Origin of the sequence: Brevibacterium gallinarum, from assembly GCF_014836885.1 — a bacterium.
Lineage (GTDB): Bacteria > Actinomycetota > Actinomycetes > Actinomycetales > Brevibacteriaceae > Brevibacterium > Brevibacterium gallinarum.
This window is the reverse complement of record NZ_JACSPY010000010.1, coordinates 69,462-91,793: the sequence shown is the minus strand read 5'-3', so window position 1 is coordinate 91,793 and position 22,332 is coordinate 69,462. Positions and strand designations below refer to the sequence as shown.

The window sequence follows — 22,332 nt, the reverse complement described above, 5'->3', positions numbered from 1 at the left end:
CGCTCAGTCCCGGACGAAGGCGAAGCGCTCCGGCAGCGCGGTGCCTTCGACCAGTGCTGCGGCGACCGCCTCGCCGGTGGCTGGGGCGAGCTTGGCGCCGTGGCCGGAGCAGGCGGAGACGATCGTGATGTCCTCGGCGGTGTCGATGATGAAGTCCTGGTCAGGTGTTGAGGTGAACAGGCAGGTCGCCTCGGCGTACGGCTCGGCCACGAGGCCGGGGATGCGGTCGCTGACGAAGTCGATCATGCGTGCCTGGCCGGCTTCGTCCAGCCGTCCGGTCTGCTCCTCGGCATCGCCGATCACCTGCCCGCCGTTGAACTCGGCGAGCTTGATGCCCAGCCGGGTGGCTCCAGTCGCGTCGGTGTAGGCGCTGTCGCGGCCGCCGGGCAGCCCGTAGGCCTGCATCGCAGCATCCTTGTGGATGAACGTCGGCCAGTCGGCCGGCATCCCCGCTGCGATGGGGAAGTGGTAGACCTGCTCTTGGCGGACGGTGACCCGGTTGAGCGCGCTCTGCGCGCGATCGCAGATCGGCAGCCGCGCGCAGAGGCCGGGCAGCCAGCCGCCGGCGGCGACGATGACGTGTCTGGCCGCCAGCTGCTCCCCCGTCGCCGAGGTGAGGGTGAGGTTGGCACCTGCCGCAGGCCCGCCTCGGGTGCGGGAGCCGTTGTCGACCTGCCATTGGGTGCGCAGCTGTGCGCCGTGGGCGAGCGCGGATTCGAGTGAGGCGGCGACGGCTGCCTCCGCGTCGATGACGCCGGCGTCGCGGTGGAAGAGGACGGGTCCGTCGAAGCGGAACTGCGGCCAGCGCTCCATCGCCGCCTCAGCGGAGAAGAGCTCGTGGTCGACGCCTGAGTCGGTGAGGACCGCGGCGAGGCGTTCGGGCTGACGGACGTCGCCGTGGTCGAGGGTGCCGGTGGCGGTGATGAGCTGGTGGCCGGTTTCGGCGGCGAGTTCGTCGAACAGGCGGCGGGCGCGCAGCGCCATGTCGGAGTAGAAGGCCTCAGGGTAGGTGATGCGCAGGATGCGGGCCGAGCCGTGGGAGCTGCCGCGCGGGCCGGCGGGGTCGTGCTGGTCGACGACGATGACCTCGCGGCCGCGGCAGGCGAGGCTGCGGGCGATCGATGCTCCGACGAGCCCGGCTCCGATGACGACGTACTCGGCGGAATCCACGCGGGGCCTCCTTGCTGGTGACCAGTCACGATGCGGGCCGGCAGCCGAAGCCACAGGCCTGTGTCCCATCTTGTGCGAACGCATGCGCATATGTCCAGAGGAGAGTCCCAGATCCTTGCCCCTGTAGACTCACGTGGGTGACCTTCGCCATCCGGTTCGCGCGGCCCGATGAGGCCTCGGCTCTGTCTGCTCTGGCGCTGCGGTCGAAAGGTCACTGGGACTACAGCGCGGACTTCCTCGAACTGTGTCGAGATGAACTGACGTATACAGCTGAGAAGTGCGGCTCGGGCGACGTCTTCGTCGCCGAACAGGACGGCCAAATTCTGGGTTTTGCAGCGCTTGACGGAACGCCGCCCGACGGTGATTTGGAGGCGCTGTTCGTCGACGTCGGCGCAATGGGCCGTGGGGTCGGCGGAGGGCTGCTCCAGCACGTGTTGAAAGTTGCACGAAATCGAGGCTTCACGTCGCTGACACTTCACGCCGACCCCGGAGCCGAACCGTTCTATGCGCATCATGGAGCAATTCGGATCGGCGAAGCACCGAGCGGGTCGATTCCAGGCCGCACGCTGCCTGAACTCATGTTCGGTCTGACATGACCCACTTGCGCAGGCGAAACTACAGCCACGCCTTCTGATTCCTCAGACTCATCGTGGGAGCCTCTCATGGCCAGCGTGCGGCGGCGGTGACACGATGGGATGAGGAGCACGGGCATACGCGCGTCGGGTGTGCGTTGCAAAGAGGTTGAGAACAGGGAGTACTGATGACATCTGCGACAGATCCGGCTGAGGTGCTGCGGCAGAAGGGGATCACACTGCCGCCGCCGCTGTCACCAGCAGGTCAGTACAGTCCTGTCCGGCAGGTAGGGAACCTGGTATTCCTCTCCGGGATGGGCCCGACGAATGCGCCGGAGGGTGTTCCTGTCACCGGCAAGGTCGGCCGCGATGTCAGCCTCGCGCAGGCGCGGCATGCCGCCTATCTCACGTGTCTGAATGCACTGTCCTCGCTGGAGGCGCACTGCGGTTCCCTCTCGGCGGTCGCCGGGTTCGCCAAGGTCAACGGGTACGTCAACTGCGCACCGGGATTCATCGACCTGCCGCCGGTCATCGACGGGTTCTCCTCCCTCATCAACGAACTGTGGCCGGAGAGCATCCCGCATGCGCGGGCGGCCATCGGGGTGGCCGAGCTGCCGTTCGACATCTGCGTCGAAGTGGAGTGCGTCGCAGAGCTGCGCTGAAGTGCTCGGTGCGCGGGCGCTGAGGGGGGCGCAGCTGATCAGACGGCCGCGGAACCGGAAGATCGGCGACGAGTGCGTCGAGGTCACCGAAGACGCGGGCCTCCGCGGCGCGTCCGATGCGCTCATTGAGTTCATCGAAGGTGAGGCGGCCGTCAGCGGCGGCATCGCGGAGGGTGTCGATGACCGCCTCACGCTCGGCATGCCCGATCCGGATTCCTGCGACCGGATCTTCACCTGTGATTCGCGGACCCATCCTGCCACGTCAGCCCGGGTGCCGAGGCAGTGACGGCGGGGATGCCGGTCGTGCCTTCCATCCACAGTTTGCGCGCAACCTCTTGAAAGGCTGGGAGACACCCGATAATTTGAATCACATTCTTATGTGTTTCACGACACATGAGAGACCCCTCGAACAGCGAAGGCACCCCAGATGAACGCAGCTGAGATCATCGCCGCAGAGGTGCGCGAGGAGATCCGCAGACGCGGCATCGACCCGCGCACCGAACCGGCTCCGACCCGAGAGCTCGTCGTGCAGGCCGTCCACGACTACGACGAGCGGACGCTGGCAGGCTCCCTTCCTCTGCTTGCCGACGTCGAACAGACCTGCCGGGAGATCTTCGACCAGGTCTCAGGCTTCGGGCCGCTGCAGCAGTACCTCGACGACCCTGAAGTCGAAGAGATCTGGCTGAATTCGCCGAGCGAGATCTTCGTCAGCCGGCGCGGCGTCAGCGAGCTGACCACGACCGTGCTGAGCGCCGCCGATGTCGACGAGCTCATCGAGCGGATGCTGCGCACCACCGGCCGGCGGGTCGATCTCTCCAGCCCCTTCGTCGACGCCTCGCTGCCCGACGGTTCGCGGCTGCACGTCGTACTGCCGGACATCACCCGCAAGCATCCGGCGATCAACATCCGCAAGTTCATCACCCGCACCCGCAACCTCGGCGACCTCGTCGCACTCGGGACCCTCACCTCGGCGGCGGCGCAGTTCCTCTCCATCGCCGTGGCCGCCGGTGCCAATGTGCTCGTCTCCGGCGCCACCCAGGCGGGCAAGACGACGATGCTCAACGCACTCACCGGCGCGATCCCCGTCCGCGACCGGGTGGTGACGTGCGAGGAGGTCTTCGAGCTCTCGGTTCCCTCCCGCGACTGGGTGCCGATGCAGTGCCGGCAGGCGTCCCTGGAGGGCACCGGCGAGGTGACGCTGCGCAACCTGGTCAAGGAGGCGCTGCGGATGCGGCCGGACCGCGTCATCGTCGGCGAGGTGCGCGAGGCCGAGAGCTTCGACCTGCTCGTGGCGATGAACTCAGGGCTGCCGTCGATGGGCTCGATCCACGCGAACTCCGCACGCGCAGCGGTGACGAAGCTGTGCACCCTGCCGCTTCTGGCCGGCCCGAACATCGGTTCGACGTTCGTCACCCCGACCGTGGCCAGCTGCGTCGACCTCGTCGTCCACATGCGCCTCGACCGCAGCGGGCAGCGCCGCGTCGAGGAGATCGTCGCAGTTCCCGGCGGCATCGAAGGTGAGGTCATCGAACTCGAAACCGTCTTCACCTCCACCGCGGACCGGCGGCTGGTGCGCGGGCGCGGCTACACCCACCTCGGCGAGCGGTTCGCCCAGCTCGGCCATGACATCCACACCGTGCTCGAGGCGGCGTGATCGACCATGACGACGTCGCTGAGCGGAGCGCTGTGCGGGCTGGGCATCGGGATCGGGCTGTTCCTCATCTGGTGGTCGTGCTGGGAGTCCCCGCCACGACAGACCGAGCCGCCGCGCTTCATCCGCGACGCCCAGGACATGCTCACCACCGCCGGCCTGCCCCGGCTGCGGCCCTACCACCTCGTGCTCGGCGGGCTGGGGGCTGCCGGGATCGTGTTCCTCTTCGCCTATGCGGTCACGAACGCCATCGCGATCGCCGGCTGCTTCGCCTTCTTCGCCGCACTCGTGCCGTCCTACGCGGTGCGGCACCGGGCGCGTTCGCGCACTGTCGCCCGCCGGGCGCTGTGGCCGGAGGCGATCGACCACCTCAATTCCGGTGTGCGTGCCGGTCTCGCCCTGCCCGAGGCGCTCGGCGGGCTCGCTCAGCGCGGACCCGAGCCGCTGCGTCCGCTGTTCGCGGTCTTCGCTGAGGAGTACCGGGCGACCGGGTCGTTCTCCATGGCGCTCACCGCCTTCAAGTCCGCCTGCGCCGACCCGGTCGCCGACCGGATCGTCGCCGCACTGGCCGTCACCCGCGAAGTCGGCGGCACCGATCTGGGCACGATGCTCAAGACGCTCAGCCAGTTCCTGCGCGATGACTCCCGCACCCGTGCGGAGATGCAGGCACGGCAGAGCTGGACGGTCACCGGCGCCCGGCTCGCCGTCGCCGCCCCCTGGGTGGTCCTCGCCCTGCTGGCCACCCGGCCGGAGACCGCCCAGGCGTACAACTCGGCCACCGGCACACTGCTGCTGCTCGCCGGCCTCGCCGTCTCACTGGTCGCCTACAGCGCCATGAAGCGCATCGGCCGACTGCCCGCTGAACCGCGAGTGCTGCGATGAGGACGGTGCGCCGTGCCTTTTGAGATTCCCTTCGGACCGTTCGGATCGGTGCGCATCGATCCGACCCATCCTGCTGTCATCATCGCCACCGGGCTGGTGCTCGGTCTGTCGCTCGCGTTCTTCGTCACCAGCTGGCCGGTGTTCAACCGCATCACCCTCGCTGACCGCATCGCCCCGTACCTGCGCGATCAGCCGCGGGTCGCCGCCCTGTTCGCCGAGACCGAACCCGCCGATGCCGGCGTGCGCGGCATCCTCACCTCCTGGCTCAACCGCGCGGGATCGTGGCTGACCTCCCGGCTGACGACCAACGCCGGGATCACCGCACGTCTCGACCGCCTCGGGCCCGGGGAGACGATCGAACGGTTCCGGGCGCAGCAGCTGCTGCTCATCGCCGGCGGGTTCGGCGCCGGTGCGCTGCTGGCGGCGTTCGTGTCGGTGAGCCGGGGGCCGCACCCATTCATCATCCTCGGCTGCCTCATCTTCGGGGCCGTTGCCGGGCATCTGCTCAACGACTGGTGGCTGTCATACCGCGTGCGGCAGCGTGAGGCCCGCATCCTGGCGGAGTTCCCGACGATCGCCGAACTGCTGGCCCTGTCCATCACCGCAGGCGAGGGGACCGTCGATGCGCTCGACCGCGCCTGCCGTGCAACGGAGGGCGAACTGAGCCGGGAACTCGCCTACACGCTCGCTGAGGCCCGCACCGGCACCCCGCTCGTTGAAGCGCTCGACCACCTCGGCAAGCGCACCGGCATCCAGTCGATCGCGCAGTTCGTCGACGGGATGGCCGTAGCGATCGCCCGCGGCACTCCGCTGTCCGAGGTGCTGCGCGCCCAGGCCACAGACGTCCGCGATGAGGGCCGCCGGCAGCTCATGGAGCTCAGCGGCAAGAAGGAAGTCGGGATGCTCGTTCCCGTCGTCGTCTTCGTGCTGCCCATCACCGTCCTGTTCGCGATCTTCCCCTCATTGGCGGTGCTGAACCTGTCCTACTGACCTGCCGAACCTGTCCTGCTGACCTGCTGAACCTGTCCTGCTTACCTGCTGTCCTGGCCGCGCAACTGCCGCGGCACCTGATTCCGGCCGCCTGCCGGCGGCACACCGAAAGGAGAAACCATGACCAGCCCGACTCGCACCCCGCGCACACACTCCCCTGACGAGGCGCCCACCTGTCGGTGGACCAGCTGGCACCTGCTCGTCGTCGCCTTCATGATCGACCCCTTCGCCTACCTGCCCGGGCGTGCCGAGCGCGGCCGCCGGGAGACCAGCCCGGATCGCGGCGACGTGCCCGGCTGGGTGCTCATCACGATGATGACCGCCGGACTCGTGGTGGCCCTGTGGGCGCTGGCCGGAGATGCCTTCACGTCGATGTTCGAAGACTCGATGTCGAAGGTGCGCGGCTCAGGCGGGTGAGCGTGACCCGCACAGCTGTAAGCCGCCCGGGCGCCTCTCACAGCAGCCACCGCAGTCGCGGACTCGGTCGAAGCAGCGACGCCGGTGTCGCGGTCGCAGAGTTCGTCATGGTGGCCGCCCTGCTGAGCCTGGTGTTCCTCGCCGTCATCCAGCTGGGCCTGGCGATGCATGTGCGCAACACCGTCATCGACTCCGCTGTCGCCGGGGCCCGGCTCGCCTCCCTGCCTGATGCCGCGCCACGGGAAGGAGCCGAACTGACGCAGCAGCTCATCAGCGAGGCGGTCAGCAGCCGCTACGCCGAACGCATCGACGTCGACTACAGCACCCACGGCGGAGAGGACATCGTCACCGTCACCGTCACCACGCCCGTGCCGGTCATCGGGCTGCTGGGGCCCACCGGCACCTGGCAGCTCAGCGGCCGCGCCCTCGTTGAGGACATCGACGGATGAGGCGGCCGGTGATGTCTGGGCTGCGCCGGCAGCTGAGCGACGATGAGGGAACCGCGCCGATCGAGTTCATCTTCGCCTCGGTCGTGCTGCTGATCCCGCTCATCTACCTCATCCTCACCCTCGGGCACCTGCAGGCCGGGTCCTACGCGACGAACACAACGGCGATCAACGCCGCTCGCGTGGCGGCCGAGCACCCCGACAGCGCGCAGGCCCGGGCAGAGGCGCTGGCGCAGCTGCACTTCGCCGATTTCGGTGTCGAGGACGCCACCTATGATGTGACCTTCCGCTGCTCGGACTCGTGCACCGAAGCCGGGGACATCGTCACCGCGCACGTCCGCGCGCGCATCCCGGTCCCCGGTGTGCCGGCGATCTTCGGCCCGCAGCGCACCCCGCACCTGACGGTCACTGCGGAGCACTCCGACGTCATCTACCCGCACCGCGCGGCAGGCGGACAGCCATGAACGCCGGCATCCGGAAGCGCCGGAAACTCAGGTTCGGCGACGATGACGGGTCAATCACGCCGCTGGCGATCGGGTTCACCGCGATCGGCCTGGCGCTCATCTTCCTCGCCGTTGTCATCAGCGACATCTACCTCGCCCAGCGCAAGCTCTACGCGCTGGCGGACTCGGCTGCGCTCAGCGCCGCTGACAGCTTCCAGCCCTCCTATCAGGGCTCGGGACCGCGGATCGAGTTCTCCGACGCCGAGGTGCAGGCCCGGGCCCATGACTACCTGCGGCAGGTGCCGCGCTCTGAGCGGTTTCAGCGGGTGGGCGTGCGCGGGCGGGCGGTCGATGATTCGACTGTCGAGGTGACGATCACGACGCGGTTCCGGCCGGTGGCGCTCTCACCGTTCGTCCCCGACGGGATTCCGCTCGAGGCTGCGGCCACCTCCCGTGGCGGTCTGCGTCTCGACCGGTGAGCCGCCGCCGAGGCGGTGGCTGGCTGTGGACAGCTGAGCGGGCTGGCGTGCGCACGGGTGTGGACGCGCCCGGTCGTCCACAGCATGCTCGTCGTGCTGACCGGCAGGGTGCCGTCGCTCCTACCGTGCTGTCATGCCGAGTGGAATCGTCTACGTCATCGCCGAGTTCTCGCTGCACAGTGCGCGCGTGGTCGCCGCTGGGCGGCCGACGGCCGAATCGGTGCTCGATGCGTTCCTCGATGACTTCCTGCCGCGCGTCGGGTTGGGCCACCTGACCGGCCCGCCGCGCGTCGTGCCCTGCGGGGCCGAGCCGCCGCCGGTGCTCACCGACCCGTGGCGCACCTGGGCGCAGGCAGCGGCAGCCACCTTGGTCATCTTCGATGATGAGCCTGCCTGCGACGATGCGGTCGCCGCACCTCCGCCTGGCCCGGCTGCCGACCATCTCGCCCCCGTCGCGGTGCTGCCGGCCGAACGCACCGGCATCATCGAATACCTCAGCGGCCCGGATTCCGGTTTCGCGCACCCGCTGCCGATCGGAGCGTGGACGATGGGACGGACGCCTGCGGCCGATATCGCACTGGCCGACCCGTATCTGTCGCGGGAGCTGCTCACCTTGCACAACGCACCCTCGGGCATCCAGGTGAGCGAATCGGGCGGTATGCGCAGCATCCCGCTGGCGGCCACCGCTGCCGTGACGGCGTTCGGCAGCACCGCTGCCCGCCTCATTCCTCCGCAGACGCTCTCACACACCGGTCAGTCGACCACCACGGCACCTGTCGGCTGGCCGCGGATCGCCACCGTCGCCCGCCCGCGTGCACCCTCCTGGCTGATGTACGCAGCACCGATTGCGATCGGCATCGCCTTAGCAGTCTTCACACAGATGTGGATGTTCCTGCTCTTCAGCATCTCCGGTCCGGTCACCGCCGGGATCATGTACCTCACCGGCCGGAACCGCTACCGGCGTGACGTGCTGCGCGCCTGCCGGGACTACCGGGCAGCGGTGCGGGACTGTCTGCGCCGCTTGGCTGAGTCCAACCAGCAGGCGCTCGATGCCGTCCACCGGCGCAGACTCACCGGCGGGGAGACGACGATCGGACTGGGTTCCGCGCTGCTGCCCGGCGGTGTCCGGGACATTCCCATCACGGCACAGGAGACCACCGCCTCGGCGACGGAGGATCCGCTAGCTCTGGCAGAACGCCGGCAGCTCGATGAGCACCTGTCGGCGGGTGCGCAGTTCGGGCAGCGCCACTACTCGGCGGCTGACACCGTGCCGGTCATCATCGACCTCACGCTCCAGCGCCTCCAGGTCGAGGGGCCGCTGGTGCAGGTCGCTGCGGTGCTGCGGGCGCTGCTCTCCCAGCTCACCAGCCGAGGTCTCGCCATCCAGCTGACGACAGCGCAGCTGCTCACCGTCTGTCCGGAGCTGGCGGCACTGCCCCTGACGGCGCCCGACGAGGAGGAATTCGTCGAAGTGACCGGCCGGCCAGCAGCAGATGCCGGGCAGCAGCTGGAGGTGCAGATCGGGCCAGGCGGCGACCGGGGCCGCAGCGTCGAGACGTGGCTGCTGCGTGTGAGCGACGACGGTGCGGCACGCCTCCAGGTTCCGGCACAGGCCCCCGAAGACCTCCCCCGTCCGCTCACCGGCGAGATCGAGCCGACGCGGATGCGCCCCGAACGGTTCCTCGCCCTCAACCGGGCATGGCAGCCGCCCCTGCCCGACTGGCAGCAGGAGTGCACGCTCGGCGAACTGCTCGACGGGCAGGAGCACCCCGGTGGAACTGCTGATGCCGCCGGTGACCGGTCGGCGGTGCCGCTCGGGCGCGGGCCGGGCGGGGCCGCACTCATCGACCTGTTCGCCTCCGGCCCGCATGCGCTGCTGGCCGGTACGACAGGCAGCGGCAAGTCGGTGCTGCTCCAGACGTGGATCGCATCGCTGGCGGCCCGATTCAGCAGCGCCGAGCTGCGCTTCGTCCTCATCGACTTCAAAGGCGGGGCGGCTTTCGCGCCCTTCTCCGCGTTCGCTCACACCGATGCGGTGGTGAGCAACCTCGACCCGGCGGCCGGGATGCGCACGCTGCGCAACCTCGGAGCTGAGATCCTGCGCCGGGAGCGGCTGCTCGCCGAGCACGGCGCGGCTGACATCGAAGCGTTCAACTCAGGCGCCGGCAGAAAAACGCCGGTGCAGCCGCTGCCGCGCCTGGTCGTCATCATCGACGAGTTCCATGCACTCATCACCGAGCATCCGGCCGGCACCGAGGTGCTCGAGTCGCTGACAGCGGTGGGCCGGTCACTGGGCATCCACGTTGTCCTCGCGACCCAGCGGCCGGCCGGGATCGTCACCCCGCGGATGAAAGCCAATATCAATCTGCGCATCGCGCTGCGGGTGCGCGATGGCGTCGATTCGCGCGAGGTCATCGAATGTGAGGACGCTGCCGCCATCCCACCCGAGCAGCCGGGTCTCGGGTTCCTCAGCGACGGCGGTGCGCCGGTCCCGTTTCGCACGGCGACCATCGACATCACCGCTGACGAGGCGGGGGCACAGACGGATGCGGCAGGTGCCGGTGGTGGGGAGGCTGAGCACTGCGAGGTGCAGTGGACGCGCCTGGGTGACGGGCCGTCAGCGCCGCGAGGTGTGACGGCCGGCTGTGTTCGGCTGCGGTTCGTGCCACCACCGCAGCCGCCGGCGCTGACCGTCAGCGCACTTGCCGACGCCTCACTAGAGGCCGCGCGCCGCTTGCCTGCCCCGCATACGGTCATCCCACCGCCGCTGCCGGTGCGCGCGGCAGATGACGGAGATCCCGCGCTGCTGGGGATCCTCGACTTCCCCGATGACGGGGTCTCAGAGCCGTGGCGATACGACCCTGGCCGTGATGGGTCCGTCATCATCACCGGCGGCAGCGGCGCAGGAGCGACGAGTGTGCTGCTGCGGTGCGGGCAGGCGGCTGCAGCGCACGGGAAGTCGGTGATCATGCTGTCATCCGGACCGCCCAGCGCCTCCGCTGTGGCCGGTTCGCAGTTTGTGACGTTCAGCCACGATCACCCGTGGACGCTGGAGTATCTGCTCGCGCTCTTCGACCTCGGTGCTTTCAACCCAGCCGGTGTCTGCCTGTGCATCGATGACTACGAGGCACTGACAGCCCGGCATGAGACGTCGCGACGATTGGACAGGCTCGCGCAGCTGCTGACCGCCGGAGGGGCGGCAGCGCCGATGTTCGTCGTGGTGGCAGGTCGCCGGTTCCTCCACTCCCCGATCGCCGCACGGGCTGCCACCCGGATCGTCTTCCCGACCAATGATGCCCAGGACTCACTCCATTACGGTCTGCCTGCTGGGCGCTTCGCTGGTGTGTGGCCGCCCGGTCGTGCCGTCGTGCTCGGGCCGGTGGCGCGCAGCCAGCCAGCGCCGGCGAACGCACGAGAGGGCGTGGCCGTTCAGTTCGTGGAGCCTGACACCGACCCACCGGTCGGTGGTCAGATGGACGAGGCTGATCTGATTGGCCAGATGGGCCGGGCAGGCCGGGCGGGCCAAGCGAGCCGGGCAGACCAGGTCAGTACGGTCGGGCCCGGTGGATGCGATATCGGAGGGTTCCAGCGTACCGCGGCCGGAGCGGTGTCATTCAGCCTCGGGCAGGGACCACTCGGTGAGGACATCATCTGGGCCCCGGATGTCGACGGGCCTGCGCTCACCGTCCGCGGCCCAGCAGAACTCTGCCATCCGCTGTTGGCAGACCTCGCGCAGCCACCGGCCGACGGTCAGTCCCCGGAGGTCATGGCGCTCATCGACGCACACGAAGCAGACCCGGCTGCCGCCGCACGTGCCGCTTCGGCACAGTACTTAGCGATCAGCTATCCGCTGACAGCCCAGCTGCCCTACAGCTCTCCGCTGGGTGCCGTGACGAAGACGGGTCCGCAGCTGCTGCTCGGACTGCGGCAACCGGCTGAGCTGGCAGCGCTGGGAATGCGGGATCTGCCGCTGCCGCCTGCAGGCTGGGCGTGGTTCGTCTCCGGGTCACTCGCCCTGCCCGTCGACGTCCGGTCTGCTGCCGGTCAGGAAAGTGAGATCGTCTCGTAGGTGTAGAGCACCTCGGCGACCCCTGCGGAGATGAGCCCGTCCATGAGCTCGGAGACGACCGGCATCTCGTCGGTGACCTCGACGACGACCTCGGTGTCGGTCGACAGGCGGGCCAGCAGTGCACCGGTGTCCTCGAGGCCGGCCTGGAAGCCGGGATCATTGCGGTCGACGGTGAAATCAGCGGCGTTCTCACCCCGGTTGGCGAGGCCGATCTTGCCGTCATAGGCGGCAGCGAGGGTGAGCTCGGTGGCGCCGTCCTCGTGCGGGTAGGAGACCGCGAACGCCGAGACCTCGCCGTCACGGCGCATGAGCGCAGCACCGTGGGCGCCGGTCGGTTCGGAGAGGAACCGGCGGTTGACCTCGCCGAGCGACATCTCAGCCGCCGGGTCGGCGGCGTTGACGCCCGCATACCAAGCCGCAAACGCCTGCGTGAGCGCCACCGAACCGGTGGCGGTGACCTCGAAGTCCTCCAGCCGGTCAGCGCCCAGCCCACCGAGTGCCGAGGGCTTGACCGTGATGACCCGCGTGGTGAACAGCAGGTCGGCACCCTGACTCGCGGCAGCCGCTGCACCGACAGAACCGGCGGCCACCCGTCCGCGCAGCGGCAGGTCGATCAGATCCGTGCCGGCCGCCGCCTCGCGAGCGGCCTGCAGCAGAGCCGCACCGACACCTCGGCGACGTTCGGGCTCAGCGACCTCGACATGCGCCCACGCACGACGAGGATGTGCTGGGGAGGCGGCGATCGCAGCAGCGCCGATGAGCACCTCGGCCCCGGGAGTCTCGTCGCCGAGCGAGGCGACGACGCAGCGGGAGAGCGGGGACTCGGAGTCGGCGCGGAAGAGGTTGCGCGCGGCATGCTCAGCAGGGTTCGCGGCGTCGTGGAAGACGTCGTTGAGTCGCAGGTCATCACCGTCGGTGAAGGGTCGGATGTGCACGGGCGCGTTCCTTTCCTCTGTTCCGGCAGGCGGCGAGCCCCGCTGATAATCTCAGACCATGAGCGACTCACACATCAGCGATCCTACCGCCGCCGCCACGCAGGCAGCCACCGTCATCAACGAGGCCGCCGGCATCGACCACCACGACATCGCCCTCGTCCTGGGCTCGGGCTGGGGCGAGGCCGCCGAGCTCATCGGCGAGACCATCTCCGAGGTGCCGGCCGCCGAGGTGCCCGGCTTCCACTCCCCTGTCGTCGCCGGTCACGGCGGCACCCTGCGCACCCTGCGCATCAACGGCACCGGCTCCGGCGCGGCTGCCAAGCACGCACTTGTGCTCGGGGCTCGCACCCACTTCTACGAAGACCGCGGTGTGCGCGCCGTCGCCCACGGTGTGCGCACCGCAGCAGCCGCCGGCTGCCGGTCGCTCGTGCTCACCAACGGCTGCGGCGGACTCAACCCGGAATGGGGCCCGGGCACCCCGGTGCTCATCTCCGATCACATCAACCTCACCGCCGCCTCCCCGCTGGAGGGTGCGACGTTCGTCGACCTGACCGACCTGTACTCCTCCCGGCTGCGTGAGCTCGCTCGCTCGATCGACGCCGACCTGCCTGAGGGTGTGTACGCGCAGTTCCGCGGGCCCCACTATGAGACCCCGGCTGAGGTGAAGATGGCCGGTGTTCTCGGAGCCGATCTCGTCGGCATGTCGACGGCGCTCGAGGCGATCGCGGCCCGTGAGGCGGGGCTTGAGATCCTCGGCATCTCGCTTGTGACGAACCTCGCCGCCGGTGTCAGCGCCGAACCGCTTGACCACTCTGAGGTCATCGCCGCCGGTAAGGCCGCAGGCCCGCGGATCTCGCGGCTGCTCGCCGAGATCGTCGGCGCGATCGCCCAGGAGGGCTGATGAGCACCGACCAGCCTCCGCAGTCCGCCGAGCCTGCGCAGCCCGCCCAGCCTCCGCAGCCACCTGCGCCAACGGTGTTCACTGAGGGTTTCGACGCCGATATCGTCAAGTCCTGGATCGCCGATGACCCCGATGAGCAGACCCGCACGGAGCTGACCGCGCTGCTGCAGGCCGCGATCGGGTCGGACGGCAGCGCTGCTGACCCGGCCGCGGTCGCCGAGCTTGAGGACCGGTTCGCCGCTCCCCTGACCTTCGGCACCGCCGGTCTGCGCGGGGCGCTCGGGGGCGGGCCGAACCGGATGAACCGGGCGGTCGTCATCCGCGCAGCTGCTGGGCTCGCCGGGTTCCTGCGCGAGACCCTCGGTGAGGGGTTCCGGGTCGTCATCGGCTGCGATGCCCGCTACGGGTCAGCCGATTTCGCCTGCGACACCGCTGCCGTCGTCACTGCTGCCGGTGGGCAGGCACTGCTGCTGCCGGACAAGCTGCCGACACCGGTGCTCGCCTTCGCTCTCGGCCACCTCGATGCCGATGCCGGGGTCATGGTGACTGCCAGCCACAATCCGCCGCAGGACAACGGGTACAAGGTCTATCTCGGCGCCCGCCCCCTCCAGGTGGTGCTTCAGCGGCAGGGTGATGCTCAGGCTGCTGCCGCCGCCGAGGCGGGGGCCGGTGCGCAGATCGTCCCGCCTTTCGATGACCTCATCGCCGCCCATATCGCCGGGATCGCCACGGTCGCAGGCACCCCGCGTGCCGAGTCCGGGTGGGAGACGGTCGGGGAGCAGATCGTGGAGGACTATCTCTCCTCGATCGATGCGCTCGGCCAGCGGCTGGGTGCGGTGCGCACGGCACCGCTGCGGATCGTCATCACGAGCCTGCACGGGGTCGGCGGGGCGACGATGCGCGCGGCACTCGAACGCGCTGGTTTCGATGATGTCCATGCGGTGGCCGCGCAGGAGCAGCCGGACCCGGACTTCCCGACGGTGACCTTCCCCAATCCCGAGGAGGACGGCGCCCTCGATGCCGCGGTCGCGCTGGCTGATGAGGTCGGTGCCGATCTCATCATCGCCAACGACCCGGACGCCGACCGCATGTCTGCAGCCGTGCCGGTGCGTCCTGCTGCCGGTGCTGAGTCAGGCACTGGCGGCTGGCGGCAGCTGACCGGTGACGAGGTGGGTCTGCTGCTCGGCGAGCACATCGCCGCCTGCAGCCGGCAGGACGCGGTGCTGGCCAATTCGATCGTGTCCTCCCGCGCGCTGGCTGCGGCTGCGAAGTCCCACGGGCTTGAGCATGCGGCCACACTCACCGGCTTCAAGTGGATCTCCCGAGTCCCGGGTGTGGCGTTCGGCTATGAGGAGGCGCTGGGCTACTGCGTCGACCCGCAGGTCGTGCGCGACAAGGACGGCATCTCGGCTGGTGTCGTGTTCGCCTCCCTGGTCTCGGCGCTGGCCGAGCAGGGCCGCAGCGTCGATGATGAGCTCGAGCGCATCCGCACGCGTGACGGGGCATTCGTCACCCAGCCGCTGACGTTCCGGCTGACCGACACTTCGCTCATCGGCGAGGCGATGGCCCGGCTGCGCGCCGCGGCTCCTGCGCAGCTGGCCGGCTATGACGTCACCGACGTGATCGACCTGGCGGAGGGGTCAGCGCAGCTGCCGCCGACAGACGGGATCATGCTGCTGACCGCCGCCGGTGACCGGGTCATCATCCGCCCGTCCGGTACCGAGCCGAAGCTCAAGTGCTATCTCGAAGCGGTCGGGGAGGTCACGCAGATCGAGGCAGCTCGGGCACGTCTGGAGCAGATGCGGGCGGATCTGACGCTGTTCTTCGGGCTCTGATTCGGGCACGCCGCCCACCAGCAACTCGGGCACACCGGCCACCAGCGACTCGGGCATGCCGCCCACCGGCACAGCACCGCCGCACGCGAACGCGCCCGGGGAGTCTTCCCCGGGCGCGTTCGGCATTCTCGACGCAGTGCGTGCGATCAGTCCCAGCGATCAGCTCTCGAAGCCGTCGAGCACGGCAGCCGATCCGGAGAGTCCGAGGCGGGAGGCACCGGCGTCGATCATCTGCTGGGCAGCCTCGGCATCGCGGATGCCGCCGGAGGCCTTGACGCCGAGGCGGTCGCCGACGGTCTCGCGCATGAGCTTGACGGCGTGAGCCGAAGCGCCGCCTGCCGGGTGGAAGCCAGTCGAGGTCTTGACGAAGTGGGCACCTGCGGCCTCGGCGGCCATGCAGGCTGCGACGATCTGCTCGTCGGTCAGTGCCGCGGATTCGATGATGACCTTGACGATCGCCTCGTTGCCGGTGGCGCGGCTGGACTCGGCGCAGGCGCTGACGACCTCGCGGATCTCAGCCTCGACACCCTTGAAGTCACCGGCGAGCGCGAGACCGAGGTTGATGACCATGTCGACCTCGGCTGCCCCCTGACGGACCGACAGCGCTGCCTCGGCGGCCTTGACCTCACCGTGGTGGGCACCGGAGGGAAAACCGCAGACGGTGGCGACGACGAGGTCGCCGGTGTTCATCAGCGGCAGCATGTTCGGTGAGACGCACACCGCGAGCACGCCGAGCTCCTGGGCTTCGGCGACGAGTGCCGCGACGTCCTCGGCGGTGCTCTGGGGCTTGAGCAGGGTGTGGTCGATCATGCGGGCGACGTCGGTGCGTGCGGTCATCGCATCTCCTTCAGGTTCGGGTTTTCAAAACGAATGTCAGGGGTGGTTCGGTTCAAACGGTGATGCGGTCGATGACGATCGAGCCGGCGGCCGCCTCCGCGTCGGCGCCTTCGGCCGCCGGGGTGATCTCGACCGCCTCGGCCAGTGCTTCCTGCGCGCGGGCGAAAAGCGCCGGGTTGTCGGCGTGCAGAGTCATGAGCGGCTGGCCGGCAGTGACGGCCTCACCGGGCTTGGCGTGCAGTTCGATGCCGGCTCCAAGCGAGAGCTCATCGCCCTGCTTGGCACGTCCGGCACCCAGGCGCCAGGAGGCGACACCGACGGACAGGGCATCGAGACCGGTGAGCACACCGGCAGACTCCGCGCGCACCACCTCGGTCTCGGCAGCCTGCGGCAGCGCGGCCTCCGGATCTCCGCCCTGAGCGCGGATCATCTGGTTCCACTTGTCCATCGCCCGACCATCGGCCAGGGCTGCGCGGACGTCGGCATCGGGCTTGCCGGCCATGCGCAGCATCTCCTCAGCCAGGGCGACGGTGAGGTCGACGACGTCGGCGGGCCCGCCGCCGGCGAGCACCTCAACGGATTCGCGGACTTCGAGGGCGTTGCCGACGGTGCGGCCGAGCGGGGTCGACATATCGGTCAGCAGCGCGGTGCAGTCGACGCCGGCTGCGGTGCCGAGGCGGACCATCGTCTCGGCCAGCGCGCGGGCGGAGGCTTCGTCCTTCATGAACGCACCGGAGCCCACCTTGACGTCGAGGACGAGGGCGGAGGTGCCCTCGGCGATCTTCTTCGACATGATCGACGAGGCGATGAGCGGCAGGCAGTCGACGGTGGCGGTGATGTCGCGCAGCGCGTAGAGCTTCTTGTCCGCCGGAGCGAGGCCGGAGCCAGCGGCGCAGATGACGGCGCCGAGGTCCTCGAGCTGGGCCAGCAGCGTCTCGTTGCTCATATCGGCCTGCCAGCCGGGGATCGATTCGAGCTTGTCCAGCGTGCCGCCGGTGTGGCCGAGGCCGCGGCCGGAGAGCTGCGGGACGGCGACATCGAACACGGCGACGAGAGGTGCCAGCGGCAGAGTGATCTTGTCTCCGACACCGCCGGTGGAGTGCTTGTCGACAGTGGGCTTGGACAGCGACTCGAAGCTCATCCGCTCACCGGAGTCGATCATCGCCTGCGTCCAGCGGGCGGTCTCCGCATCGCTCATGCCGCGCAGGAAGATCGCCATCGCCAGAGCCGACATCTGCTCATCGGCGACGACGCCGCGAGTGTAGGCGTCGATGATCCAGGCGATCTGGTCATCGGACAGTGTGCCGCCGTCACGCTTGGTGCGGATGACGTCGACGGCGTCAAAGGCTTCCGTGGTGGTCTTCGCAGTCATGGGGAGTCCTTTCGCGAGGTGGTGTCGAGGTGGTCCGGGCCGAACGCCTCGGGCAGGACCTCTGCCAGCGGCCGCGTGCCCGACGGCATGTCGAGGACGAGGTCGGGTCCGCCGAACTCGTAGAGCAGCTGGCGGCAGCGCCCGCACGGCACCAGCTTGTCACGGTTCCCGTCGACGCAGGCAAATGCGACCAGCCGTCCCCCACCGGTGCCGGCGAGTTCGCTGACAAGTCCGCATTCGGCGCACAGGCCGAGGCCGTAGGAGGCGTTCTCGACATTGCAGCCGGTGACGATCCGGCCGTCGTCGACGAGTGCGGCGGCACCGACCGGGTAGCCGGAGTACGGTGCGTAGGCACGCTCCATCGCGGCGGTCGCAGCGTCATGCAGCTGCTGCCACACCTCGGCGTCGAACTCGCGCATCTGCTGCCTCCTTCCCTGCCGGGGCAGGGCTACTGGGTGGAGTACGGCTTGCCTTCGGCGGCCGGCGGGCGGACCCGGCCGACGAATCCGGCCACGGCGAGGATCGTGACGATGTAGGGCAGCATGAGCAGCAGCTCGCTGGGCACCGGCGTGCCGATCGCCGAGAGCGTGTTGCCGAGGTTCTTGGAGAACCCGAACAGCAGCGCTGCCGCCAGGGCGCCGACAGGATTCCATTTGCCGAGGATCATCGCGGCCAGGGCGATGTAGCCCTGCCCGGCCGACATCTCCTTGCCGAAGGCCAGGCCGGAGCCGATCGTGAAGAACGCCCCGCCCAGACCGGCGATCGCACCGGCGAAGATCGTGTTGGCCACCCGGTTGAGGTTGACGTTGATGCCGACGGTGTCAGCGGCCTTCGGATGCTCGCCGATCGCACGCATCCGCAGGCCCCAGCGGGAGCGGAACACGAAGATCTGCAGCAGGATCACCGTGACGTACATGAGGTAGACGAGGATGTTCTGGTTGAACAGCACGTTGCCGAGCACCGGGATGTCCGACAGCAGCGGGATCGGCAGGTTCGGCAGCTGCTGGCGGGAGTTCCACTTCTCGGCGTTGGCGGTGAGCACCGTGGAGAACAGGAAGCTGGTGACGCCGATGACGAGCACGTTGAGCACGACGCCGATGATGATCTGGTCGACCCAGTAGCGCACCGCGAAGAACGTCAGCACCACGGCGACGAGCGCACCGGCGACCGGGGCGGCGATGAGACCGGCGTACGGGCTGGAGAACAGCGAGGCGACGACGGCTGCGAGGAACGCACCGGCGAGCAGCTGGCCTTCGATGGCGATGTTGATGATGCCCGAGCGCTCACCGACGAGACCGCACATCGAGCCGAAGATCAGCGGCACTGACAGGGCCAGCGAGCCGGCCAGCAGCGCAGTGATCGGGATGCGGCCGGTGTCGCCGCCTGCCCAGTTGAGGAAGCTGAGGACGAAGACGATACCGAAGGACACCATCACCCAGGCGGGGATGCGGCGCCGGTCCGCCGCCTCGAAGGCGGCGTAGGCGGCCAATGCCAGCAGGACCACGCCGAGGACGATGCCGGTGAGCTTCGTCGGGACCGTCACCTCGGGGATGGCGAAGAAGTCACCGGAGGAGGCGAAGGCGAACGTCGTGCGCTTGCCGGCGGCGGCCAGCAGGCCGAAGAACAGCAGCGCGAGCACGGCGAGGACGCCGAAGATGATCGGGAACTTCCAGGCGATCGGCGCCCGGACGTCGGCTGCGGCGTGGTCGAGGCTCTCAGCAGCCGCGGTGGCCTTCTTGGCGTTCATCGCGCCTCCTTTGCAAGGGGTGCCGGCAGGCGGAAGATCGTGCGCACCAGCGGAGGTGCGGCGATGAGCAGCACGATGACCGACTGGACGACGAGGACGATGTCGATCGGGGTGCCGGTCTGGGACTGCATGAGGTAGCCGCCGGCGCGGAAGGCACCGAACAGCAGACCGGCGAGCAGGGTGCCCAGCGGCCGGGACCGGCCGAGCAGGGCGACGGTGATGGCGTCGAAGCCGAGCGTGCCGGCGATGCCGCCGGTGAGCTTGGCCTCGGTGCCGAGGATGAGCGAGGCTCCGGCGAGTCCCGACAAGGCGCCGGCGGTGACCATGACGAGCAGGGTGACCCGGCCGACGGAGATGCCGGCGGTGCGGGCGGCATTCGGGTTCTCGCCGACGGCGCGGAATTCGAAGCCGAGGGTGGAGCGCTCCAGCAGCCACCAGACGAACAGCACGGCCAGCAGCGCGACGATGAAGCCGAAGTGCAGGCGGAAGGGATCCGGCAGCAGCTGCGGGAGGAAGGCGGACTCGTCGATGTTGCGGGTGGCCGGGTTGGCCGAGGTGGTCTGCTTGAACCAGCTCTGCTTGAGCAGATAGGCCAGCAGGTAGCCGGCGATCATGTTGAGCATGATCGTGACGATGACCTCGTTGGCGCCGGTGCGGGCTTTGAGGAAGCCGGCGATGCCGCCCCAGCAGGCGCCGGCGACGGCACCCATGAGGAGGGCGAAGAGGAAGTGGATGACCGGCGGCAGACCGATCGCGTAGCCGAAGTAGCCGCCGAGGATCGCGCCGAGGATGAGCTGGCCCTGGGCACCGATGTTGAACAGGCCGGACCGGAACGCCAGGGCGATGCCGAGGCCGGCGAGGATGAGCGGGGTGGCGTTGACCATCGTCTCGGTCAGCGGGCGGATCGCGCGCACGAAGCTGGAGGCCTGCCAGTCGATGAACGCGCCGCGGAAGAGCGCGAGGTAGGCCTCGCTGACGGTGCGGAAGACCGTGACGAAGAAGTCGGTCGGGCGGGCGAAGAAATAGCCGAGCGTGGCCTGCACCTCGCGGTTGGCTGCGGCGATGAGGACGCCGCCGAGGATGAGCGCGATGACGACCGAGAGCACCGAGACCATCGTCGAGGACGACAGGATGCGGCGGATGATCGTGCCCTGGGTGGCACCCGGGCCGCTGACTGCGGTCGAGCCGCCGCCGGAGCCGGGGCCGTTGGGGGTTGCGGGGCTCTTCGGGCCGCTGGGGCCGGTGGCGGCGTCCGTGCCGGTGGCTGCGGGAGTGGGCTGGTCCGTCATCAGAGCTCCTCCTTCGCTGCTGCAGACACGGCGGTGGCACCTGAGCCGTCGCGGTAGCGGGCCAGGGCTTCGTCGGCAGGCACGCCTGCCATCATGAGGCCGAGCACGTCGCGTGGGGTGTCACCGGGGACGATGCCGATGATCGTGCCGCGGTACATGACCGCGATCCGGTCGGCGAGGTTGAGGGCCTCATCGAGCTCGGTGGAGACGATGATGCAGGGGGTGCCGGCATCGCGTTCGGCGATGATGCGCTTGTGCACGAACTCGATCGAACCGACGTCGAGGCCGCGGGTCGGCTGGCTGGCGATGAGCAGGCTGAGCTTGCGGCCGAGTTCACGGGAGAGCACGACCTTCTGCGCGTTGCCGCCGGACAGGGTTGAGATCGGGTCGTCGATCGAGGTCAGCCGGATGTCGAACTCCTCGACCTTCTCGGCGGCCTTCTCGCGGATGACCGCAGGCCGCAGCGCCAGGCCCTTGGCGTAGGGCTCGCGGTCGTACTGGTCGAGGATCATGTTCTCGCGGATGGAGAAGCCGGCGATGACGCCGTCGGTGGAGCGGTCCTCGGGCACGAATCCGATGCCGGCGTCGAGGCGTTTCTTCACCGACTTGCCCAGCAGCGACGTACCCTCGAGGGTGATGGAGCCGGCGTGCGGTTCGTCGAGGCCGATGATCGTCTCGGCGACCTCGGTCTGGCCGTTGCCCTGCACACCTGCGATGACAAAGATCTCACCGCGGGCGACGGAGAAGGAGACGTTGTCGACGGTGACGGTGCCGTTCTTCGACAGCACGGTCAGGTCCTTGACGACGAAGGACTCCTCACCGGGTTCGGCAGGGGCCTTCTCGGTGGTGAGCTTGACGTCGCGGCCGACCATGAGGCTGGCGAGTTCCTGTTCCGAGGACGTCGGCTCTGCCTCGCCGACGACCGCCCCGCGGCGGATGACGGTGATCTGGTCGGCAACAGCTCGGACTTCGCGCAGCTTGTGGGTGATGAACACGATCGAGGTGCCCTCAGCCTTGAGCTGGCGCATGATCTCGATGAGCTCGTCGGTCTCCTGCGGGGTCAGCACCGCGGTCGGCTCGTCGAGGATGAGGACCTCGGCGTCGCGGGAGAGTGCCTTGATGATCTCGACGCGCTGCTGGGCGCCGACCGGCAGGTCCTCGATGACGGCATCGGGGTCGATGTCGAAGCCGAAGCGGGCGGAGATCTCGCGGACCTTCTCGCGTGCCTGGTTGAGGTCGAGCAGCCCGAGGCCCTTCGTCGGCTCATAGCCCAGAGCGACGGATTCGGCAACGGTGAAGACGGGCACGAGCATGAAGTGCTGGTGGACCATGCCGATGCCGGCGGCGACTGCATCGCCGGGGCCGGTGAAGCGGCGTTCGGTGCCGTCGATGAGGATCTGCCCGCCGTCGGGAGCGTAGAGGCCGTAGAGGACGTTCATGAGCGTCGACTTGCCGGCCCCGTTCTCACCGAGCAGGGCGTGGATCTCGCCGGGTTCGATGACGAGGTTGATGTCATCGTTGGCGACGAGGGATCCGAATACCTTGGTGATCCCGCGGAGCTCGAGTTTCACGTGGACTCTCCTTTATTCCGCAGCCGAGGCGGTGCTCACCGTAAGCGTGTGCGCTGGCGCGCGC

The 22,332-nt window shown here is 69.1% G+C and carries 21 protein-coding genes; 12 read left to right on the top strand and 9 right to left on the bottom strand.

The window, feature by feature from the left end; translation table 11 throughout:
• Window positions 1–3 precede the first annotated feature (3 nt).
• Window positions 4–1,170 carry an FAD-dependent oxidoreductase gene (locus tag H9634_RS10785; protein ID WP_191726655.1) on the bottom strand — a complete coding sequence of 389 codons (1,167 nt, stop codon included), beginning with the start codon at window positions 1,168–1,170 and terminating at the stop codon, window positions 4–6.
• Window positions 1,171–1,307: 137 nt separating this feature from the next.
• Between H9634_RS10785 and H9634_RS10780 the strand changes: the two genes are divergently transcribed.
• Both H9634_RS10780 and H9634_RS10775 read left to right on the top strand, forming a co-directional pair.
• Complete coding sequence (locus H9634_RS10780; protein WP_191726654.1) at window positions 1,308–1,766, top strand: GNAT family N-acetyltransferase; 459 nt, start codon at window positions 1,308–1,310, stop codon at window positions 1,764–1,766.
• Window positions 1,767–1,930: 164 nt separating this feature from the next.
• Window positions 1,931–2,404, top strand: a complete 474-nt coding sequence (locus H9634_RS10775; RefSeq protein ID WP_191726653.1) for a RidA family protein — start codon at window positions 1,931–1,933, stop codon at window positions 2,402–2,404.
• On the opposite strand, the gene H9634_RS15005 is transcribed toward H9634_RS10775, so the two are convergent.
• Window positions 2,295–2,657: a DUF1707 SHOCT-like domain-containing protein gene (locus H9634_RS15005; RefSeq protein WP_191726652.1), complete on the bottom strand. Its 363-nt coding sequence runs from the start codon at window positions 2,655–2,657 to the stop codon at window positions 2,295–2,297. The genes H9634_RS10775 and H9634_RS15005 overlap by 110 nt on opposite strands.
• 174 nt (window positions 2,658–2,831) lie before the next feature.
• Between H9634_RS15005 and H9634_RS10765 the strand changes: the two genes are divergently transcribed.
• The 8 genes from H9634_RS10765 to H9634_RS10730 all read left to right on the top strand — a co-directional run bounded on the left by H9634_RS10765 (window position 2,832) and on the right by H9634_RS10730 (window position 11,781).
• Window positions 2,832–4,058, top strand: a complete 1,227-nt coding sequence (locus H9634_RS10765) for a CpaF family protein (protein ID WP_191726651.1) — start codon at window positions 2,832–2,834, stop codon at window positions 4,056–4,058.
• Window positions 4,059–4,064: 6 nt separating this feature from the next.
• Window positions 4,065–4,937 (top strand): type II secretion system F family protein, encoded by an 873-nt coding sequence (locus H9634_RS10760; RefSeq protein ID WP_191726650.1) that lies wholly within the window; start codon window positions 4,065–4,067, stop codon window positions 4,935–4,937.
• A 12-nt stretch (window positions 4,938–4,949) separates the two neighbouring features.
• Complete coding sequence (locus tag H9634_RS10755; RefSeq protein ID WP_318245084.1) at window positions 4,950–5,927, top strand: type II secretion system F family protein; 978 nt, start codon at window positions 4,950–4,952, stop codon at window positions 5,925–5,927.
• A 120-nt stretch (window positions 5,928–6,047) separates the two neighbouring features.
• A complete protein-coding gene (locus tag H9634_RS10750) occupies window positions 6,048–6,344 on the top strand; it encodes a hypothetical protein (protein WP_404801687.1) in 297 nt (98 codons plus the stop codon).
• Window positions 6,341–6,793, top strand: a complete 453-nt coding sequence (locus H9634_RS10745) for a TadE family protein (protein ID WP_404801686.1) — start codon at window positions 6,341–6,343, stop codon at window positions 6,791–6,793. Before H9634_RS10750 ends, H9634_RS10745 begins: the two co-directional genes overlap by 4 nt.
• An 11-nt stretch (window positions 6,794–6,804) precedes the next feature.
• Entirely contained in the window at window positions 6,805–7,254 is a 450-nt protein-coding gene (locus H9634_RS10740) for a hypothetical protein (RefSeq protein ID WP_175294073.1), read from the top strand.
• Complete coding sequence (locus H9634_RS10735) at window positions 7,251–7,712, top strand: pilus assembly protein TadG-related protein (RefSeq protein WP_191726649.1); 462 nt, start codon at window positions 7,251–7,253, stop codon at window positions 7,710–7,712. Before H9634_RS10740 ends, H9634_RS10735 begins: the two co-directional genes overlap by 4 nt.
• Before the next feature lie 133 nt (window positions 7,713–7,845).
• A complete protein-coding gene (locus tag H9634_RS10730; protein ID WP_191726648.1) occupies window positions 7,846–11,781 on the top strand; it encodes an FtsK/SpoIIIE domain-containing protein in 3,936 nt (1,311 codons plus the stop codon).
• Here H9634_RS10730 and H9634_RS10725 read toward each other — a convergent pair.
• Entirely contained in the window at window positions 11,757–12,716 is a 960-nt protein-coding gene (locus H9634_RS10725) for a GNAT family N-acetyltransferase (RefSeq protein ID WP_191726647.1), read from the bottom strand. The two genes, H9634_RS10730 and H9634_RS10725, sit on opposite strands and share 25 nt — an antisense overlap.
• A gap of 58 nt (window positions 12,717–12,774) precedes the next feature.
• On the opposite strand from H9634_RS10725, the gene H9634_RS10720 reads away from it, so the two are divergent.
• Entirely contained in the window at window positions 12,775–13,617 is an 843-nt protein-coding gene (locus H9634_RS10720) for a purine-nucleoside phosphorylase (protein WP_191726646.1), read from the top strand.
• Window positions 13,617–15,452: a phospho-sugar mutase gene (locus tag H9634_RS10715; RefSeq protein ID WP_191726645.1), complete on the top strand. Its 1,836-nt coding sequence runs from the start codon at window positions 13,617–13,619 to the stop codon at window positions 15,450–15,452. The genes H9634_RS10720 and H9634_RS10715 overlap by 1 nt, the downstream gene beginning before the upstream one ends.
• A gap of 159 nt (window positions 15,453–15,611) precedes the next feature.
• On the opposite strand, the gene deoC is transcribed toward H9634_RS10715, so the two are convergent.
• From deoC to H9634_RS10685, 6 genes are read right to left on the bottom strand one after another with little or no spacing between them, the layout of a single operon-like run.
• Window positions 15,612–16,289 carry a deoxyribose-phosphate aldolase gene (deoC, locus tag H9634_RS10710; RefSeq protein WP_191726644.1) on the bottom strand — a complete coding sequence of 226 codons (678 nt, stop codon included), beginning with the start codon at window positions 16,287–16,289 and terminating at the stop codon, window positions 15,612–15,614.
• A 52-nt stretch (window positions 16,290–16,341) separates the two neighbouring features.
• Window positions 16,342–17,661, bottom strand: a complete 1,320-nt coding sequence (locus tag H9634_RS10705; protein ID WP_191726643.1) for a thymidine phosphorylase — start codon at window positions 17,659–17,661, stop codon at window positions 16,342–16,344.
• Window positions 17,658–18,080 carry a cytidine deaminase gene (locus tag H9634_RS10700; RefSeq protein ID WP_191726642.1) on the bottom strand — a complete coding sequence of 141 codons (423 nt, stop codon included), beginning with the start codon at window positions 18,078–18,080 and terminating at the stop codon, window positions 17,658–17,660. The genes H9634_RS10705 and H9634_RS10700 overlap by 4 nt, the downstream gene beginning before the upstream one ends.
• Window positions 18,081–18,109: 29 nt before the next feature.
• A complete protein-coding gene (locus H9634_RS10695; protein WP_191726641.1) occupies window positions 18,110–19,408 on the bottom strand; it encodes an ABC transporter permease in 1,299 nt (432 codons plus the stop codon).
• Window positions 19,405–20,697 carry an ABC transporter permease gene (locus H9634_RS10690; RefSeq protein WP_191726640.1) on the bottom strand — a complete coding sequence of 431 codons (1,293 nt, stop codon included), beginning with the start codon at window positions 20,695–20,697 and terminating at the stop codon, window positions 19,405–19,407. The genes H9634_RS10695 and H9634_RS10690 overlap by 4 nt, the downstream gene beginning before the upstream one ends.
• On the bottom strand, window positions 20,697–22,268 hold the full coding sequence (locus tag H9634_RS10685; protein WP_191726639.1) for an ABC transporter ATP-binding protein: 1,572 nt from the start codon (window positions 22,266–22,268) through the stop codon (window positions 20,697–20,699). The genes H9634_RS10690 and H9634_RS10685 overlap by 1 nt, the downstream gene beginning before the upstream one ends.
• Between the last annotated feature and the right edge of the window lie 64 nt (window positions 22,269–22,332).

What these genes read in the sequence shown, in the direction of transcription:
- H9634_RS10690 (WP_191726640.1), bottom strand. Translation starts at nt 20,697, where the DNA reads ATGACGGACCAGCCCACTCCCGCAGCCACCGGCACGGACGCCGCCACC.
- H9634_RS10720 (WP_191726646.1), top strand. Translation starts at nt 12,775, where the DNA reads ATGAGCGACTCACACATCAGCGATCCTACCGCCGCCGCCACGCAGGCA.
- H9634_RS10700 (WP_191726642.1), bottom strand. Translation starts at nt 18,080, where the DNA reads ATGCGCGAGTTCGACGCCGAGGTGTGGCAGCAGCTGCATGACGCTGCG.
- H9634_RS10775 (WP_191726653.1), top strand. Translation starts at nt 1,931, where the DNA reads ATGACATCTGCGACAGATCCGGCTGAGGTGCTGCGGCAGAAGGGGATC.
- H9634_RS10705 (WP_191726643.1), bottom strand. Translation starts at nt 17,661, where the DNA reads ATGACTGCGAAGACCACCACGGAAGCCTTTGACGCCGTCGACGTCATC.
- H9634_RS10730 (WP_191726648.1), top strand. Translation starts at nt 7,846, where the DNA reads ATGCCGAGTGGAATCGTCTACGTCATCGCCGAGTTCTCGCTGCACAGT.
- H9634_RS10735 (WP_191726649.1), top strand. Translation starts at nt 7,251, where the DNA reads ATGAACGCCGGCATCCGGAAGCGCCGGAAACTCAGGTTCGGCGACGAT.
- H9634_RS10695 (WP_191726641.1), bottom strand. Translation starts at nt 19,408, where the DNA reads ATGAACGCCAAGAAGGCCACCGCGGCTGCTGAGAGCCTCGACCACGCC.
- H9634_RS10760 (WP_191726650.1), top strand. Translation starts at nt 4,065, where the DNA reads ATGACGACGTCGCTGAGCGGAGCGCTGTGCGGGCTGGGCATCGGGATC.
- H9634_RS10750 (WP_404801687.1), top strand. Translation starts at nt 6,048, where the DNA reads ATGACCAGCCCGACTCGCACCCCGCGCACACACTCCCCTGACGAGGCG.
- H9634_RS10740 (WP_175294073.1), top strand. Translation starts at nt 6,805, where the DNA reads ATGTCTGGGCTGCGCCGGCAGCTGAGCGACGATGAGGGAACCGCGCCG.
- H9634_RS15005 (WP_191726652.1), bottom strand. Translation starts at nt 2,657, where the DNA reads ATGGGTCCGCGAATCACAGGTGAAGATCCGGTCGCAGGAATCCGGATC.
- H9634_RS10715 (WP_191726645.1), top strand. Translation starts at nt 13,617, where the DNA reads ATGAGCACCGACCAGCCTCCGCAGTCCGCCGAGCCTGCGCAGCCCGCC.
- H9634_RS10765 (WP_191726651.1), top strand. Translation starts at nt 2,832, where the DNA reads ATGAACGCAGCTGAGATCATCGCCGCAGAGGTGCGCGAGGAGATCCGC.
- deoC (WP_191726644.1), bottom strand. Translation starts at nt 16,289, where the DNA reads ATGACCGCACGCACCGACGTCGCCCGCATGATCGACCACACCCTGCTC.